Below are 15,740 nucleotides of genomic sequence, written 5' to 3'. Positions count from 1 at the left end.
CGGTTTAGTGACCACTCCAGCCGAGGTCGGTCAGGAGGGTTCGGGTCTCGGTGGGGATGCGCGGGTGGGCGGTCACTTGCTGGGTGCCGATGGTGATGGTGGCTGAGCGGAGGGGCCGCAGGGTCTTGAGGATCTTGTTGATGCTCAACCCGGAACGGGCTTGCGCTTCGCGGGAGATGGCCAGGGCAGCGAATACGATGGTCAGGTGGGCTTGGATGCTGTCTTCGAGGCGGTGGAAGACCGGTCGTGCGGCCAGGTCGGACTTGGTCATCCGGAAGGAACGCTCGACCTGGTAGAGGTCGTGGTAGGCAGCGACGACGGCGGGGCCGTCCATCCCGGCGGCGTCGATGTTGGTGACGTAGCCCTTGATCCCGATCAGGGCGCGTGCACGTTCGACGAGGTCCCAGTTCACGCTGGTGGTGCTGTCGGTGAAGGTGACGAAGCGGTCCTTCTTCAGCGGCCGTTCGCCGGTGGCGACCTTCTCGGCGCGTTCGACCATCGCGTTGATCGCGCGGTTGTCGTGCTGGGCTCTTTTGAACGTGTACTGGTAGACCACCCGTCGGTCACGGGCCTTGGTCCCGGTGCCCATGCGCCTGGTGGTCTCGATCGTCGCGCCGTCGGGCAGGTGGTTGCCGTGCCTGTCGACGTGGGCCTGTAGCTCGTAGGGGATCTTGCCGGTCTTGGAGCCGACGATGAACCGGAATCCGTTGTCTTCCAACGCCAGCAGGTTCGCCGCGGACAGCATCCCGGCGTCGGCCACGACGACGAGGTCGCGGGCCTGGTGGCGGTCGCGGAACCGGGTCAGGACCGGGATCAGCGTCTTGGTCTCGGCCTTGTTGCCGGCGAACAGGTCCACCTCCAGCGGGAACCCGTCGCCGGTGGTGAGCAGCCCGACGGTGACCTGTGGGTCGACGCGGCGTTCCTTGCTCAGCCCAACCTTGCGCAGCCCGTCTTCGCGTTCGACCTCGAAGTGCAGCGTGGTCACGTCGTAGAGCACTATCGCCAAGCTCCCACCCCGCGTGGCGTGCCGGTGACAGGCCTGCGCGATCACGGCCCGGTAGTCACGCTCGACCACGCGCTTGAGACAGCGCATGAACGTCACCCGATGCGGCGAGGCGACCCCGATCTCGGTCAACACCCGCACGGTGTCCGCCTTGCTGGTCGGCTCGATCACCCGGCCCAGCACCAGCGCCCGGAACGCGTCATCACCGAGACGATCCAGGCCGAGGTCGTCGTAGAGGCTGTTCAGAACCTCCCACAAGATCAGCGAAGACGTGCCCTCAACCACCGCAGATGCCCCGACCGCGACCGCGCCCGCACCGTCCAGGTCCAGGGTCAACTGCCCGCCATGAAGGCGTTCCTCAGCGACCTGCAGCAGCAGCGCCAACTCGTCGTCGGTGTGGGCCGAGCCGATGTGCTCGATACTCAACACGCGTCGGCCTCGCTTGTGCACGATCTGGACCGCGGTCGCTCCCGAGGCGGTCTTCACCCGCCGCACGAAAGCGCCCACCCCGCGAGACTACCCACGCAGCCAAGCCACGTTAGTGACCACATCAGCGCCGATCCGCGAGCAAACGCCCACGTCAGCGGCACCCACGATCACAAGATCACCAAAACGCTACAACTCAGGTTAGAGGCAGACAGCATGGCATTGAGTCAGTCGAAGGTAGAGAGGGTATTGCAGCTGAGATCTGATGCGTCGTCGCAGTGTAGAGACTTTTCTGAATGAGGCTGACGCTCCACCGCCCTTTTGTGAGAGAAAGAACTTTTCGTTCTACCCGATCAGCTCCAGTTTATTCGCGAACAGAGTAGTCAAGCCATCCCGATGCTCCTATGGATGTCAACCCAGCGACTCCTTGACCCCCAGGCAACCCGCCCAAGGTATTGACCTGGAACGACCGTACTCTTCACCTGCCGAGGTGATCCGTCACTGTCCCCCGTTGTCCGTCCACGTTCGTCCTGATCGTCACTCAGTTAGTCACCCAGGCCGAAGCGCTGGCTACGACCAGAACTTCGAACACTCGCCGAGAGCGAGGAAGCGCACGAAGGCGTCCTCGTCTAGCTCTTCCACCCACTGTGGCGGCATCTCTTCGACTAATAGGTCTGCGGGATAGCCGGGAGCACGGCATTCCTGAACAAGAGGCGGCGTGTGCAGGGCCACCGCCATCAGGGATGGATGTGAGGCACTCACGGCCCGGGTCACGGCAGAGGCCGTGAAGCCCGAGTACGAGTAGATGATGCCCCGATCCGCTCCGATATCGAGAAGCTTCCCGACGAACTGATCTACGACGCCGACGTCAACGACCCGGCCGTGCTTCTTGCACTCGACCGCGACGGTGACTCGAACTCCGACGACCTCGCCGCAGGCCAAGACGTCGACCTGACGTGGAACCCCGCTGAGCCGACCTGGCACACGCTGGTTGTGGGTTACCGAGGAAGACGGGTCAAGCGTCGAGAGCAGCTTGTGTACCGACTGCTCGTAGCGCTCCCACAGCCTGTCTGTTGGTTGGCCTGTCCGTGATGCCACCATCTCATCGTAGGGCTGGGCTGTACCGCAGGTCGACCCGTCGATCGCCTCCGGCTGCTTCTGCCCTGCCTCCCAGCAATCCCGTCGGCCTTCGTCCAGCCCCAGCGTCAGTCAGGGGTGAGCAGGTATGGAGGTGCCTTACGGGCATGAATGCCGCTACCCCAACTCGCGTATCGTGATCGAAACCCCGGGTCGCCCCTTGCCTTACAGAGAGCGTAGCGATGACGCCTGACGACCTCTTCGAAACGACGACCACCACCGCTGGCTTCGACGGCTGGCCGACAGTCGATAGCCGATTCAAGACTGACCTGCTGGAACAGCTGCGTCGAGGTCCGGTCGATGCCGTCAATGATGTGGATGTGGCCGAAGCACTGGCCCTGTTGCTGCACAGCGATTTCATGGCCTTCGGTACAGGCGGAGGGGAGCGGCTAACGGATGCTGACGCGCGCCTCTCCCTGCGAGCGCTGCGGGCGACCTGCGCGCGTCTCGGCCTAGCGATCGAAGTTCCTTGGCAGGACTTCACATCTTTTCGTAGCTACTGGCTAGCGCACGACGGATACGGATCATGGGCAGCTCGTCGACAGATGGTCGGCGAGGCATTCGAGCCCCTGCTCCAGCGGCTCTATCAGATGCAGGAGCAGGTTCCCGCAGGCACCGTAGTGGCACCGGCTCTCAACGCCCTTACGGATCCAGCCGTCATCACCGAGCACCTGAAGCGCCTCGCCGCCAGCGTGGACACCGACCCTCGACTGGCGGTCAGCGTCGCAAAGGACCTAGTAGAAAGTACTGCCAAGCTGGTACTGCGAGAACGTGGTGTCGAGTACAACCCGAAGGATGACCTCCCTGCGCTGGTTGCACAGGCACAGCAGGCACTACGCCTCCACGCAGCCGGCGTAGCCGACACCACAGAAGAAGCGAAGGCGTTGAAGACCATCCTCGGGTCATTGTCTCGTCTGACCCAAGGGGTCACCGAGTTGCGCAACCAGGTTGGTGTTGGTCATGGACGTGACTCCGTCCCGGGATGGGTCCGCCCGCGCCATGCTCGCCTCGCCGCTGGGGCCGCCACCACCTGGTGCAACCTCATGTTGGAGACGCTCGGGGACCCCGAAGCGCCCTGGCGCACCTGAGAAGATTGGGCAGGCCGGCCAACCTCAGCTTAGGATTCAGGCTCACCTGCACTCAGTAACCCTCCGCCTAGCAAGAAAACACGCAGCGTCCGGTTTGCTGCTGCCAGAACTCCGCTACGACCCGGTGTTGACCTCTACACCGGGCACGTATCGGGCACGCCAGCAACCCTGGCAATCTGATCCTGTCGTACGTACCGGCCATACTGCCCAAATGGATATTTCCCTGCGAACCGAAGAGTCTCGGGGTGACACCCCGGCCCTGACCCGTACCCGCGTACCGGGCACTGACGAGATTGGCATCATCATCGACCGCGCGCAGGTCAAGGGCGGCCCCTATCTGGGGAAGACGATCTCGACGGTCCTCTTCGAGAGCACCGGCGAGTGCCGCTTCTACATGGACGACCGCTTGGAAAAGCTGAAGCGCTAGCTCCAGTACATCTGCCATCCCTGTCTGCCGTCGACCCGCACTCCTGTGGAGCGGGCCGCCGCCCGGCCCGCCACGTCAAGACGGCCTTGACGGCTCGTACGGACGCTGGCGGGTCGGGCGGCGGTCTGCTCGGCTCGCCCGGGTCGACGGTGGGCGGGATGGCTCCCACCTTCACCACCCATGGACCGCAAGCCGCTGACGGAGCCCCGGCCATCCTGGAGCCGGAGCGCCCCCGCCGGAGGCGCAGTAACGGCAACCCCCCACCCGCCCGGCAGCCGCCGACGGACCCGGCGTCCGCTCCCCCTACGCCGCGCGGTACTCGCCGCGCGGCCCCGCCGGCTGCCGCCCACCACCCCACCGGGAAACGGCCTGTCGTCATACGGCGGCCCACCGGGCTACCCGCCCTCCGCGCCAGCCGCCGGGCGTGTTGCGTGGCCGGAGTCGGAGCGCCAGCGGAGCGACGGACGCGCGCCTAGGCGGCGGCGCGTGCGGCCCGTCAAGGGCCGCCTTGATAGACGTACAGAAAGTCCTCCCACAACCGGCCGGTAGTCGGCCGCCCTGCGAGTTCACGGCGGGTTGACGTGTCGGTACCCGGTGCTACTCTGGCCCTCGTCGAGCACGCCAGCGCGGCCTTCCCGCCGGATCGCTGAACTCGACTTCGGAGTTGCCGAGCGGCCTTCCTGCCGCTGACGCGGGTCATACCCCGCCGGCCCCCGATCGCACCGGCCACTGCGCCGGCCCGGAATCCACTGAGCGGCCCAGCACGGCCTTCCCGCCGTCCACGATGGCCCTCGGATTCGCGCATCTCGACGGGTGGGGATCGCCTGCGGCAGCCAGCCGGAAGCCGACGACCAGGCACCCCACCCGTCCCGGCCTCACCCAAGATCCATAGAACCCAGCTCAACGGCGGTCCAAGGCCGATGGCCTGCACCCGTCCTCCGGCGTGAGCCGCCCTCTCCGGCGGTGCCAGGAGACACCACGAACACCACCGACGGACATCACTCCGGCGTCCGGTGGCAGTTCGTCGTCCGTCCCCTGCCACCCCTTGAGGAGAGAACCGTGTCCACCCTCACCGCCGGCCGTGACGCCCAGGCCCTGCACCGCGCCGCCGCCCCGGGCTACTTCGGCTGGTTGGAGCACACCCGCGCCGCCGGAGGCTGCACCCGCCCGATCCGCCTGACCGGCACCCTTACCGCCGTCGAACCCGGCACCGGCCGGGTCCTGGCCGAGCGGCACACCGACGAGCTGCCCGACCGGACGCTGTACAAGGCGTGCGGCAACCGCCGTGCCGCCCAGTGCCCCGACTGCGCCTGGGTCTACGCCGGGGACGCCTTCCAGGTGGTCCGCTGCGGCCTGACCGGCGGCAAGACCATCCCCGCCACCGTCAGCGCGCATCCGGTCGTCTTCGCCACCTTCACCGCGCCGTCCTTCGGCCCGGTGCACCACCGGCACATCCCCCGACACACCTGCGCCGACCGGCGGCGCTGTGACTGCCGCCCCGCACCCTGCCGCGCCCGGAGCACCGCCGGCACCTGCCCACACGGGCAGCCCGCAGCCTGCTTCGCCCGCCATGACGCCGACGATCCGCAGCTCGGTCGACCGCTCTGCCTGGACTGCTACGACCACGACCACCAGGTCGTCTGGAACCACTTTTCGGGGGAGCTGTGGCGGCGCACGAAGCAGGCCATCGAACGCCACCTCGCCGCCCTGTGCCGCCGACGCGGCATTCCCCACGTCCAGGTCGTCACCGACTCCGGCCGGGTCCGGCGGGTGCCTCCGGTGCGGGTGTCCCACGGCAAGGTCGCCGAGATGCAGGGCCGGGGCGCGGTGCACTTCCACGTCCTGCTGCGCCTCGACGGCGTCGACCCGCACGACCGGCATGCCCTGGTCCCGCCGTCGGCCGGCGTCACCGTCGACGACCTCGACGCTGCCGTCCACGCCGCCGCCCGACAGATCACCGTCACCACCCCGCCGCACCCCGACCGCCCGCAGGGCTGGCCGGTCGCCTGGGGTGAGCAGGTCGACGTACGCCGCATCGGCACCAGCGACGGTGACGTGACCGACGCCAAGGTGGCCGCCTACCTCGCCAAGTACGCCACCAAGTCCACCGAGGTCACCGGCCACTGCTCCACTCGACTCACCCCGGACATCGTCGACGCCTACGCCGATCCGGAGGGCGACCACCTCGCCCGCCTCATCGACGCCTGCTGGCGACTCGGCCGCCCCACCCACACCCCGAGCACCCGCACCGCCGACACGACCGGCGAGCGCCAAGCCGGCCTTGACACCACACCGAACGAGTACGCCGGGCTGCGCCGCTGGGCGCACATGCTCGGCTACGGCGGCCACTTCCTCACTAAGGCCCGCCGCTACTCGGTCACCTTCGGCCTGCTCCGCGACACTCGCGCCGCCTACCGCCGCACCGAGCACACCAGCACCGCCGACAGCGACGACACCGTCGGCGCGGTCACCGTCGGCACCCTCAGCTTCGTCGGCTCCGGCTGGCTGACCGACGGGGATGCCCTGATCGCCAACACCGCCGCCGCCCGACGCCGGGAACGTCATCGCATCGGCCGGGAAGAACTCGCCCACGAGGCGTGGTCGGGGGTGGCGGCATGATTCAGCCCCTCACCCCGCGTTGGTACTCGCCCGCCGACGTCGCCGTCCTGCTCGGTTTCGGCCTGTCCAAGGTCAAGATGAAGATCGCCACCGGCGAGCTGCGCTCCGTCAAGGACGGCAAGTACCGCCGGATCCTCCCCGAGTGGGTCGACGAGTACGTCCGTGACCAGGTCGAGCGGCAGGAGGCCGCCTGATGCCCGGACGCACCCGCGCCAACGGGGAAGGCTCGATCTTCCCGTACCGCAACGGCTTCGCCGCGTACGTCTGGGTCACCAAGCCCGACGGCAAGCGGACCCGGAAGTATGTCTACGGCCCGACCCGAGATGCCGTCCACGACAAGTGGATCAAGCTGCACCAGCAGGCCAAGGCCGGTCCGGTCGCCACCCGCGCTCCGAGCCTCGGTGACTATCTGACCTACTGGCACCGGGAGGTGGTGCGGCCCAACCTCGCGCCGCTGACCTGCGCCACGTACGAGACGATCCTTCGGCTGTACGTGATGCCCGGCCTCGGCGCGAAGCGGCTCGACCGGCTTCAGGTGCGCGACGTGCAGACCTGGATCAACGAGGTGGCCCGCACCTGCCAGTGCTGCGCCCAGGGCAAGGACGCCCGCCGTCCGGAACTCAGGCGACGCTGCTGCGCGCTCGGCGGGTGCTGTGGTGACACACCGTCCGCCCGCACGGTCAAGGACATCCGGGGCGTCCTGCGCTCGGCGCTCAACCATGCCGCCACCGAGGAACTGGTCACCCGCAATGCCGCCGCGCTGGTCAAGCTCCCGCCCGTCCGCCGCCGCAAGGGCAGGGCGTGGACCAGTGACGAGGCGCGTCGCTTCCTGGAGTCCGCGCGGGCGGACCGGGATCCGCTCTACGCCGCGTACGTGCTGATCCTGGTGCTCGGTCTGCGTAAGGGTGAGGTGCTCGGCCTTACCGAGGACGCCGTGGACCTGGCGGCGGGGGAGTTGTCGATCGGCTGGCAGTTGCAGCGGGTCGGCGGCCAACTGCTGCACCGCGAGACCAAGACGCAGACCTCGGACGCCACGCTTCCGCTGCCGGACATCTGCGCGGCGGCGCTTGACCTCCGCCAGAGCGCGAGGAAGAAAGACCGCGACCAGGCCGGGATCGCCTGGCAGGGCTCGCGGCTGCTGTTCACCACCCGCTACGGAACACCGGTCGAGCCGCGCAACTTCAACCGGTCCTGGGACGCCCGCTGCGCCCGTGCCGAGGTCCGGAAGATCACCGTGCACGACGCCCGGCGTACCTGCGCGACCCTGCTTGTCGACCTGGACGTGCACCCACGCGTCATCATGCAGGTGCTCCGGCACGCCGAGGTGTCGGTCACGATGGAGATCTACTCGCAGGCGTCCTCGGACGCCACCCGCGACGCCCTCAAGCGTCTCGGCGAGAGCCTGCGGTGACCGCCGCCGCTGCTGTACTCGACTGCTGTACAAAGCAGTAGAGGGCACACCCATCGATGGGTGTGCCCTCTAACCTGGTCGGGGTGGCCGGATTCGAACCGACGACCTCTTCTTACGGACCGTCATGGTCTGGGGCTTGTCATTGGTCGTCGGATTCTTGCATTGAGCTGCACGAACATCGTCCAGCCATGGTCATTGCTTGTCACTGGTGGTCGCCAACTGGAAGGGGTTTTCGGGGGGTAAACGGGGGCGTGGACCCGGTGCTGGTGCTCGATGTCGGCGTGCAGCTCCGAATGCAGAGGTAGGTAGCTGCAAGTGCACAGCGGCACCGAGTTCGATCTACGTCCGGCGACCTGTCGCCCTACCTGACGAACCGAGTCGGTGACGTTGGGCGATCCTGTTGCTGAGCCTAGCCGTCTCCTCGGTGTACGGATTTGCCGAAAGTAGTGCGTCTGCATCACCTCATAGCATTTGGTCCGTCTTCCTGGTCGTCCCGATGGTGCTCGTTGACTTTGGCAACGAGTTCGCGAATTCTTCGGATTATCTCGGCTGCGCCGACTTTCGAGTTGCGCCAAATCTTCACCCAGTTAACGGCGTGGCACCAGCCGGTCGCACGAAGATGACGACGTGCCGGGCGCGTGTGATCGCTACCCTGAGGACCCGTCGGGCTGCCTGACTGCGCGATTGGTCCCAAGCCGGGTCGAGCAGCGGGGCCGCGTACTGATCTTCCACGATGATGACCCCGTCGAACTCCTTGCCCTTGGACTTGTGCATGTTCATCAGGCTCACCGCAACAGGTTCGGCCTGCGCTGCTTCCAGCGCCTCGGCGGCCAGGACCTGCCGCACCGCCTGGGCTGCGTCGGTGTAGGCGTCGCGCCCGTTCCATGCGTCCATGAGTGCCCATGCCAGCGCATCGGTGGCCTTAAACAACCGCAACAGGCGCGCCCTGGCGAAGATCTCCTCCAACTCGGTGGAGCCGTGCAGCCGGGCGCGGGCGATCTGCCAGTCGCTGACCGGATCGCCGTTGAGCTGAACGCCGTCGTCAACGGCAGTGATGATAACTTTTCCCGTCTTCGAGAGCACCTTGGCGCCCCGATGGAACGCGGAGATGGCTCTTTCGATGGTGGTTATTTTGGCGCGGGCACCAGTCGTGCCTCCAGACAGCTTGATCCGGTAGAAGTCTGCGATGGCGGACATCGTGCTGCTTATCGCTTGTACTCGGGAGAGGTCGGGCCACTCCATGACTGAGGCCACGACGTATCCGGCGGCGGCGGATAGCTCCGGGTCCCAGTTCAGCTCATGGTCGACAGCTGGCAGAATCCTTTTTGCGTTCTCCAGGTCCTCACGATTATCCGAAATTGTCTCCGAGATCCGGGCGACGAGCGCGTTGGTTGACGCGAGCACTGCGACCGTGGGCGTGCGACCCAGGTGCTTCTCCAGATGGCTGTGTATGGCGACGATCGCCCGGTGGGCTTGTGTCTTGTAGGTGACGGGCCAGGCATACGTCCAGGTGGCCACGCTGGAAGGTGGCGGGGTGGGGGTGTTGCGGAGTACGGCGTTGGCGTAGTCCAGCAGTCCACCACCTGGGCTGCGGTGATTGTCCTTGGATAAGTCGAACGATGTCGGGTCCAGGTACTCGTTGGCCTGCTCGATGCGTTTGTCGTCGACGCCTTCGACGAAGTCGAAGATCCGCTGGTCGGGGTCGGCCAGGCACACGATCGTTGACTCCTGGCTCAGTGCCTGGACCGCTTGCCACTGATCGTTGTTCGTGTCCTGAAACTCGTCGACGATGATCAGCGGGTAGGTGTCGCTGTAGAGTGCGCGAACCGCAAGATTGCCACTCAGCAGGGTCGCTGCGGTGCCGGCGAGGCGGTCGAACACGTAACGGCCCTCCTCTCGGGCGAGCCGGTGGGTCTCCTGGGCCCAGTCGCCGTGGAAGTCCGCGCGGAGCTGCCGTTCCCGGTCGGGTGCGATGAACGACGACGGCTTGCCAGTCAGCAGGGGTCCGTGGGCGCGGACGAGTTCGAGGAAGAAGGAGTGGAAGGTGCGTACCTCAAGCCGGCTGCGGGACGCACGAGGGAGCAGTCCACGCATGCGGTCGGAGATCTGGCGTACCGCTGCCCGGGAGAAGCTCAAGAAGAGCACTCGCTGCTCGGGCTCCAGTCTGTCGAGCGTGGTGGCGGCCTTGAGAAGGGCGATGGTGGTCTTGCCGCAGCCGGGGCCGCCCAGAATGAGCAGGTGGTTTTCTGCGGCAAGGATCTCGCGCCGTGTGTCGTCGAGTTCCACCGTGGTGCTCAGCTATCCGACTCCGCTGCCGCATCGACGGGTAGGGGCGCATGCGGATGCAGGTCCGCGTCGATAGCGAGCAGGAAGGACACGAGCGTGGTCGGAAGTTCAGCCTGGCTGGGGCACTCGGTGATCAGCAGCGCCGCGTAGCCGCCGTTGTCCCCCTTCCGGTCCTGCAGCAGCTTGCGGACGTGTGCACGAACCTCCCCGTCGGTAGCCGTCTCCGACAGCGGTCGGATGCCGGACGGATAGTCGGGGCGGGTGGTCACCGCGGCGGCGAAGCGTTTCTGGACATCTACCGGCACTTCTGTGACGAGTAGCTTCTCGATACCCGTGTACGGGATCTCTTGGTACCGGGTGAATCGAGCGGTTTTGGCTGCTTGGTCGGGCGTTAACGGCTCCTTCGGGGTGTCGTGGATGCCGAACACCGGCTTGCCCATGTCAGCGAAGACCGGGGCGAACAGCGGTACCGAGACGTCGTTGCCAGCATCGAAGATCGAGATGCCGGCCAGGTCGGGATGGAGGTAGTCCGTGATGGTCTCGTCCTGGTCGAGGAGGTCGGCGACGGCCCGAAAGACGGCAGCCTCCGTCCCCCCTTCCACCACGAGCACGGCCCTGGCCAACACCGCCTCGGCGAACTGGCGCCGGTTGTCGCGGTAGCGCTTGAGCTTGAAGCCGGCAGGCAGGACGACGTTGGTGCTGCTCAGTGTTCCCGTGTTGTCGCGGGCGAGGACCACGACCCTGTCAGGGTCGAACTTCTCGATGACGTACGGCGAGTGGGAGGTGAGGATGACCTGTCCCATGCGACTGACCACGAAGTCAACCAGCCGGCGCTGTGCGTGTGGCGGCAGGGCGATCTCAGGCTCCTCCATCGCGAAGATCACCGAGTGGTCGCCCTTCAGCTCGGCGATGTAGGTCAGCAGGGCAAACACCAACAGGTTCAGCGACCCGGTGCTGAGCCGGTTGAACGGAACGCCGTGCGCGCCCGGCTGCGTGGCCAGAAAAAGCCGCAGGACCTCGCGCAGGTGCTCTCGGGTCAACTCGGATACCCGCACGTCGACCCCGCCGGGGTCGTCCGTCAAGCTGAGGAACCGCTCGACCCGGGCACGGACCTCGGTCCGGACCTTCATGAACGCCGAGTCGTCCCCAGCGATCACGACATCGTCCAGGTCCCGCAGCGCCCTTTCCCACAACTGTCCGGCGGACTCCGACTCCAAGCGCACGATGGTGTCGAGTAGGGAGCCACGTTGAAAGCTCAGCGCCCGGTTGCCCGTGCGATTGGGCCGCAGGTAGAGGAAGCCGCACAACCGCTTGTCGTCCCGAGTGAACGGTGCCAACCCGGTGCCGAGCCCGACGGACAACTCGGTGAAATCATCGACCACCCGCTCAGGGTGGGCGAAGAACGTCCCGCCCTCGAAGTCGTCCTCGGCTGGGTTGAATCGACCCAGGAAGACCAGCGGCAGGCACCACTCGTCCTGCTCGGTTTCCTCGCCAGCCTCCTGCGGTGGTGGCTCGGCAAAATCGGATCCCTGGGATGACCAGCGACGGAGATGGCTACGGAAGCGTCGCGCAGCCTCAGGCGTCAGGTCGGTAAGCACCACCTCGATACGCACCTCGGGCAGAACCCCGTCCACCTCCTGATACCGGGCAGCATAGAAGTCGTACTCATCGATCACCGGCCGACGAAACATCCGCTCCGGCCCGAGAACAAGCTCCAATGCCTCGCACACCGCGGACTTACCCACGCTGTTACCACCGACGAGCAACGCGTTCCCGTCGAGCAGCACCGTGCCACTGAGCACGCCCCGGAACTGATGCAATGTCACCCGCCGGACCCGCACCCATCCTCCAAGATCGTCCTAATATTCAGACAGCCGAGTATCCTCTGCTTCGTCGCGCCCGCGCCACATCCCTACGTCTCCTGGCCCCGTCCTTTAGGCCGGAGGCGGCCAACCGTAGCCTCCATCTCACCGGCCTTCCGGACAGCCTGTCGGCGACGGAGAAGGCCGACGAGGTGCATTCGGCCGGGAGAGGCGCTTCTTGTCTGCAGGGGGCCGGCTTGCGGCGAGTCTGGTCGCGACCGAGGCAGGCGGTGATCCGTCACGGTTAGCCAGTCCGTGCGAATCCTGGTGAGGCGAGCGAGATCGTCGGTCTGGCGCCGTTGGCCCGCGTCGTAACCGGTCGCCGAGATGCCCGTTCCTCGATACGCTGGGCGACCGTGACGATCCGTAGTCTCGTGCCGCTACCCGTCCGTCGGCACTTCCGCGATCTCAGTGCCAGCTACAGCACCCTCCGGCTGATCGCGGGCATGTGGGAGGACCAGGGGTTCACGCCGTCCGGTGATCCGAACGACGAGACCAGCGAACGGCGAGGGTTCTGGCGCGAGTTCGAGGACAACGTGGACTGGACCGATCCCGCCCACGTGAACCGTGTCTTACGGGTGTACGAGACGCTGATCGACTCCATGCCACCGGAGGCGTTGGCGAGCACCCGCAAGTTCATGGAACGGCAAGGCTTCGACGTCGACACTGAGGGCAGGATCAGCCCGAAGTCAGACAACGCCCTCCTCGCTGCGGCGACGATGCCACGGTCGCTGACCGCGCTGCGAGACCCGGAGATGATCCTGGACTCGTTCGAACGAATCAACAGAGCACTCCCGACCGACCCAGCCCAGGCCATCGGATCGGCAAAGGAACTGGTCGAGGCAACCGCGAAGACCGTACTCGAAGAGCTGGGCGTCTCGTTCGACGACAAGACCGCCAAGCTGCCTCAGCTCATCGACAGGGCGCAACGCGAACTCGGGCTCCACCCGCAGACCACCGCACCGGGGCCGGACGGCAGCCAGGCCGTCAAGCGCATCCTCGGCGGCCTATCGGGCATCGCTCTCGGCCTCGGTGAACTGCGCAACGAGGGCTGGGGCACCGGCCACGCCGCACGCCGCACCGGGCTGCGTCCTCGTCACGGTTACCTCGCGGTCGGGGCGGCGCATACCTGGTGCCAGGTCATCCTCGACACGCTCGCCGATCCGGCCGCACCTTGGCGGGCACAGGCGGTTGCCACGGCAAATTGATCCCTCACCTGGGCGGGATGGGTAGAAGTAATCGAGCCGAGGAGGCCGGACTCCCTCAGACCGGCCCCCTGCGGTTCCCCGTGCAGCCAAAGGATCTCCGCCGGGCTGTCGTGCATGACCTCGGGCATGTTGATCAACCGTTCGAACATCCCCGGTGACCGAACATGAGTAGCCGCTCACGGCTTTGGCGATGCACCTGGCTTCGCATTCGAGCGGTCGGTTAGTGGTGACACTCCTCGCTGCACCGGGTGTTGACGTACTCGTGAAGATCATCAATCCAGTGGAACCACTCGCGGTTCACCCGCAGGTGCTCAAAGCGGTCGTGCAGGTCAGCTTCGACGGCGCGGCGCTGGTCGGCGTCGGGTTCGTAGATGACGTGCGCCAAGTGCAGGTGGCCCGGGTTGCCGGTCTGGAGGTCAGCAAGGCGGCGACGGACGTCCGAGCTTCTGCCAATCTTGATCCGGTCGGGGGCCGCGTCACTGAACCGGTCGGGGAACGCCACGATGAAGTAGACGCCGGGGCCGCGGTGTGGCTGGTCAGGCGGATAGTCGGGGTCGGTCATGACCTGCTTGACGGGACCGAAGCGGTATTCGCGGAGTAGCCGGTCGATCTGTCTGCTCACGGCTTCGCCCGACAGTCAATGGTGCCGACCGGTTCGGGGCTGCGACGAGGATTGCGGAGTTGGCTGAACCTGTTGGCCTCTTCAGGTATGAGCGCTCTCACGTCCGGTAGAGGGGCGGTCACCGAGGCGGATGTGGTCATGACCGACCGTACTACTGCACGCCTGACACCCGTGCTACATCACCCCTGACAGGTCGGACGTGTCGGGCGGCGGCCAGCCCGGATGCACCTTGGACGTCAACCTTGCGACTGGCAGCGGCTGATGTAAGCCACATTGAAGCCTTATTCGCTGCCCGTGGCGGCATGTCATGGGCGGGGCACCTCCGGGGGCAGCCACCGAACGCCGCAGGTGCGCAGCACCCTTGGCAACTCAGACGGATCAACGGGTAACGGGCTGAGAAGGCGCCTATCCGAACTGGCGGGGACGAGAACACTTGCGTCGTTGACCCAGCGAGCACTAGGACGTGGATTTACTGTTACGCCGTCTAGGACGATAGTGATCCATTGGTCTTCTTCCGCAAACATGTCATCGGTGATGCTCGCAATCAGCAACTCAACGTTCTTCCGCTGCATGTCTGTGAGTTTATCGGTGTCGGGAGGTTGGGCTTCGATGATTAGCTTCAGCTCCGGATCGTGACAGTACCATCGCTGCTTGCGGGATCGCGAAATCGCCAATACCGCGTATGGGCCTACCGGCGCGGTTCGGGGCCATAGCTGCCGGTCAACCTTTAAAGTCGCCCGCCGGTAGTGGGGCCAGGCCGCGAGCAAGGCGTTACACGCTTGCACCGCCTCTATGGCGTCAACCGGGGGAGTTGCCAGGACCATGGTCTCAAGAATCAGCTTGAACGCCCGCACCCCTTCCACATACGCGTGTGGCAGTAGGGCAAGGGCCATACCGGAGCGGTACACATGCCTGCCGTCGATCTCCCGAATCGACTCCCGTGCCCCTCCTGACGCCCCATGGAGAACCTGGGACGACAGGCGGTAGTAGTCATAGAACTTCTCGTGGCCATGCAGGCGTGCCCGGTCATAGAGATTTTGTTCAGACCACGATCTCCGAAATCTGGAGCCATACTTCGCAACAGCCTCCGCAGCCTTCTGCCTGTGTCGGCGAGCCTGCGATCTGAGTCTATGCTCCTCGGTCCTGCGTTCCCGCCCCTTCAGTAACGCAATGCCGACCTCTGCTTCTGCCTCGATCATTGGCGTTAGCGCACCGTGTGCAAGATATCGTTCTGCCAGGCTGGTGTCGGCGACGACGTCACTTAGGTTAATTAGGTGTTCGATCAGGGCGCGAGCAGTACGGGTCGCCGGACGTCCCCGGGCGTCGCACAGGTCAAAGAGTAGGTCGTTGAAATCATTGACAGCTTGGCTGAACACTTCAAGCGAAGCGGTGTTTGATGTGGCGCCATAAAAGCTTCGGCCGGCCATGGTCATTGCGAAGTGTGCCTGATCGACAAGCTGACCGAAGCCCGGCATTTCGCAGTAGAGGCGTTCGCTCACCGAACGGCCAGTGGGCCAGTCATCGGGGTCGAGCGCGATCAGCGGCTTGGGTACCCCGAAGGGTTCGCTGTCGACTCTCGGCCGAGGGGCCTGGTTGGAAGATGACACGCTGCCTCCTCGGGAGAACGGCCATTGCTACGTGGCAGAGTAAG

Annotated in this window: 12 protein-coding genes; 6 read left to right on the top strand and 6 right to left on the bottom strand. The window is 65.8% G+C overall.

Annotated features, from left to right (window positions below; genetic code table 11):
* Nucleotides 1–4: 4 nt before the first annotated feature.
* Nucleotides 5–1,510: an IS1634 family transposase gene (locus ACQPYA_RS29835; RefSeq protein ID WP_433528571.1), complete on the bottom strand. Its 1,506-nt coding sequence runs from the start codon at nucleotides 1,508–1,510 to the stop codon at nucleotides 5–7.
* Nucleotides 1,511–1,999: 489 nt separating this feature from the next.
* Nucleotides 2,000–2,530: a restriction endonuclease gene (locus ACQPYA_RS29830; RefSeq protein ID WP_433530324.1), complete on the bottom strand. Its 531-nt coding sequence runs from the start codon at nucleotides 2,528–2,530 to the stop codon at nucleotides 2,000–2,002.
* A 218-nt stretch (nucleotides 2,531–2,748) separates the two neighbouring features.
* On the opposite strand from ACQPYA_RS29830, the gene ACQPYA_RS29825 reads away from it, so the two are divergent.
* The 5 genes from ACQPYA_RS29825 (at nucleotide 2,749) to ACQPYA_RS29805 (ending at nucleotide 8,111) form a co-directional block, all read left to right on the top strand.
* Nucleotides 2,749–3,654 carry an abortive infection family protein gene (locus tag ACQPYA_RS29825; RefSeq protein ID WP_433530323.1) on the top strand — a complete coding sequence of 302 codons (906 nt, stop codon included), beginning with the start codon at nucleotides 2,749–2,751 and terminating at the stop codon, nucleotides 3,652–3,654.
* A gap of 211 nt (nucleotides 3,655–3,865) precedes the next feature.
* Nucleotides 3,866–4,081, top strand: coding sequence for a hypothetical protein (locus tag ACQPYA_RS29820; RefSeq protein WP_433530322.1), 216 nt, complete (start codon nucleotides 3,866–3,868; stop codon nucleotides 4,079–4,081).
* A 1,059-nt stretch (nucleotides 4,082–5,140) separates the two neighbouring features.
* The gene (locus ACQPYA_RS29815; RefSeq protein ID WP_433530321.1) at nucleotides 5,141–6,700 is read left to right on the top strand and encodes a replication initiator; all 1,560 of its coding nucleotides are present in this window, start codon (nucleotides 5,141–5,143) and stop codon (nucleotides 6,698–6,700) included.
* Nucleotides 6,697–6,894 carry an excisionase family DNA-binding protein gene (locus ACQPYA_RS29810; RefSeq protein ID WP_433530320.1) on the top strand — a complete coding sequence of 66 codons (198 nt, stop codon included), beginning with the start codon at nucleotides 6,697–6,699 and terminating at the stop codon, nucleotides 6,892–6,894. Before ACQPYA_RS29815 ends, ACQPYA_RS29810 begins: the two co-directional genes overlap by 4 nt.
* Entirely contained in the window at nucleotides 6,894–8,111 is a 1,218-nt protein-coding gene (locus tag ACQPYA_RS29805) for a tyrosine-type recombinase/integrase (protein WP_433530319.1), read from the top strand. Before ACQPYA_RS29810 ends, ACQPYA_RS29805 begins: the two co-directional genes overlap by 1 nt.
* A 579-nt stretch (nucleotides 8,112–8,690) precedes the next feature.
* Here the strand turns inward: ACQPYA_RS29805 and ACQPYA_RS29800 are convergent.
* Nucleotides 8,691–10,397, bottom strand: coding sequence for a UvrD-helicase domain-containing protein (locus ACQPYA_RS29800; RefSeq protein ID WP_433530318.1), 1,707 nt, complete (start codon nucleotides 10,395–10,397; stop codon nucleotides 8,691–8,693).
* 8 nt (nucleotides 10,398–10,405) lie between these two features.
* Complete coding sequence (locus tag ACQPYA_RS29795) at nucleotides 10,406–12,223, bottom strand: ATP-dependent nuclease (protein ID WP_433530317.1); 1,818 nt, start codon at nucleotides 12,221–12,223, stop codon at nucleotides 10,406–10,408.
* A gap of 392 nt (nucleotides 12,224–12,615) precedes the next feature.
* Between ACQPYA_RS29795 and ACQPYA_RS29790 the strand changes: the two genes are divergently transcribed.
* Nucleotides 12,616–13,467 (top strand): abortive infection family protein, encoded by an 852-nt coding sequence (locus ACQPYA_RS29790; protein WP_433530316.1) that lies wholly within the window; start codon nucleotides 12,616–12,618, stop codon nucleotides 13,465–13,467.
* A gap of 220 nt (nucleotides 13,468–13,687) precedes the next feature.
* Here the strand turns inward: ACQPYA_RS29790 and ACQPYA_RS29785 are convergent, their stop codons facing one another.
* Together ACQPYA_RS29785 and ACQPYA_RS29780 are read right to left on the bottom strand one after the other, a co-directional pair.
* Nucleotides 13,688–14,029, bottom strand: a complete 342-nt coding sequence (locus ACQPYA_RS29785; RefSeq protein ID WP_433530315.1) for a GIY-YIG nuclease family protein — start codon at nucleotides 14,027–14,029, stop codon at nucleotides 13,688–13,690.
* A 365-nt stretch (nucleotides 14,030–14,394) separates the two neighbouring features.
* Nucleotides 14,395–15,696, bottom strand: coding sequence for a DUF5677 domain-containing protein (locus ACQPYA_RS29780; RefSeq protein WP_433530314.1), 1,302 nt, complete (start codon nucleotides 15,694–15,696; stop codon nucleotides 14,395–14,397).
* Nucleotides 15,697–15,740 lie beyond the last annotated feature (44 nt).

Source organism: Micromonospora sp. CA-263727 (assembly GCF_050942455.1).
Classification (GTDB): Bacteria; Actinomycetota; Actinomycetes; order Mycobacteriales; family Micromonosporaceae; genus Micromonospora.
The sequence above is the reverse complement of the archived record's forward strand: the minus strand, read 5'-3'. Positions and strand labels throughout refer to the sequence as shown.

Coding starts and splice junctions, on each gene's coding strand:
- ACQPYA_RS29830 (WP_433530324.1), bottom strand. CDS start 2,530: ATGGTGGCATCACGGACAGGCCAACCAACAGACAGGCTGTGGGAGCGC.
- ACQPYA_RS29825 (WP_433530323.1), top strand. CDS start 2,749: ATGACGCCTGACGACCTCTTCGAAACGACGACCACCACCGCTGGCTTC.
- ACQPYA_RS29820 (WP_433530322.1), top strand. CDS start 3,866: ATGGATATTTCCCTGCGAACCGAAGAGTCTCGGGGTGACACCCCGGCC.
- ACQPYA_RS29810 (WP_433530320.1), top strand. CDS start 6,697: ATGATTCAGCCCCTCACCCCGCGTTGGTACTCGCCCGCCGACGTCGCC.
- ACQPYA_RS29805 (WP_433530319.1), top strand. CDS start 6,894: ATGCCCGGACGCACCCGCGCCAACGGGGAAGGCTCGATCTTCCCGTAC.
- ACQPYA_RS29785 (WP_433530315.1), bottom strand. CDS start 14,029: ATGACCGACCCCGACTATCCGCCTGACCAGCCACACCGCGGCCCCGGC.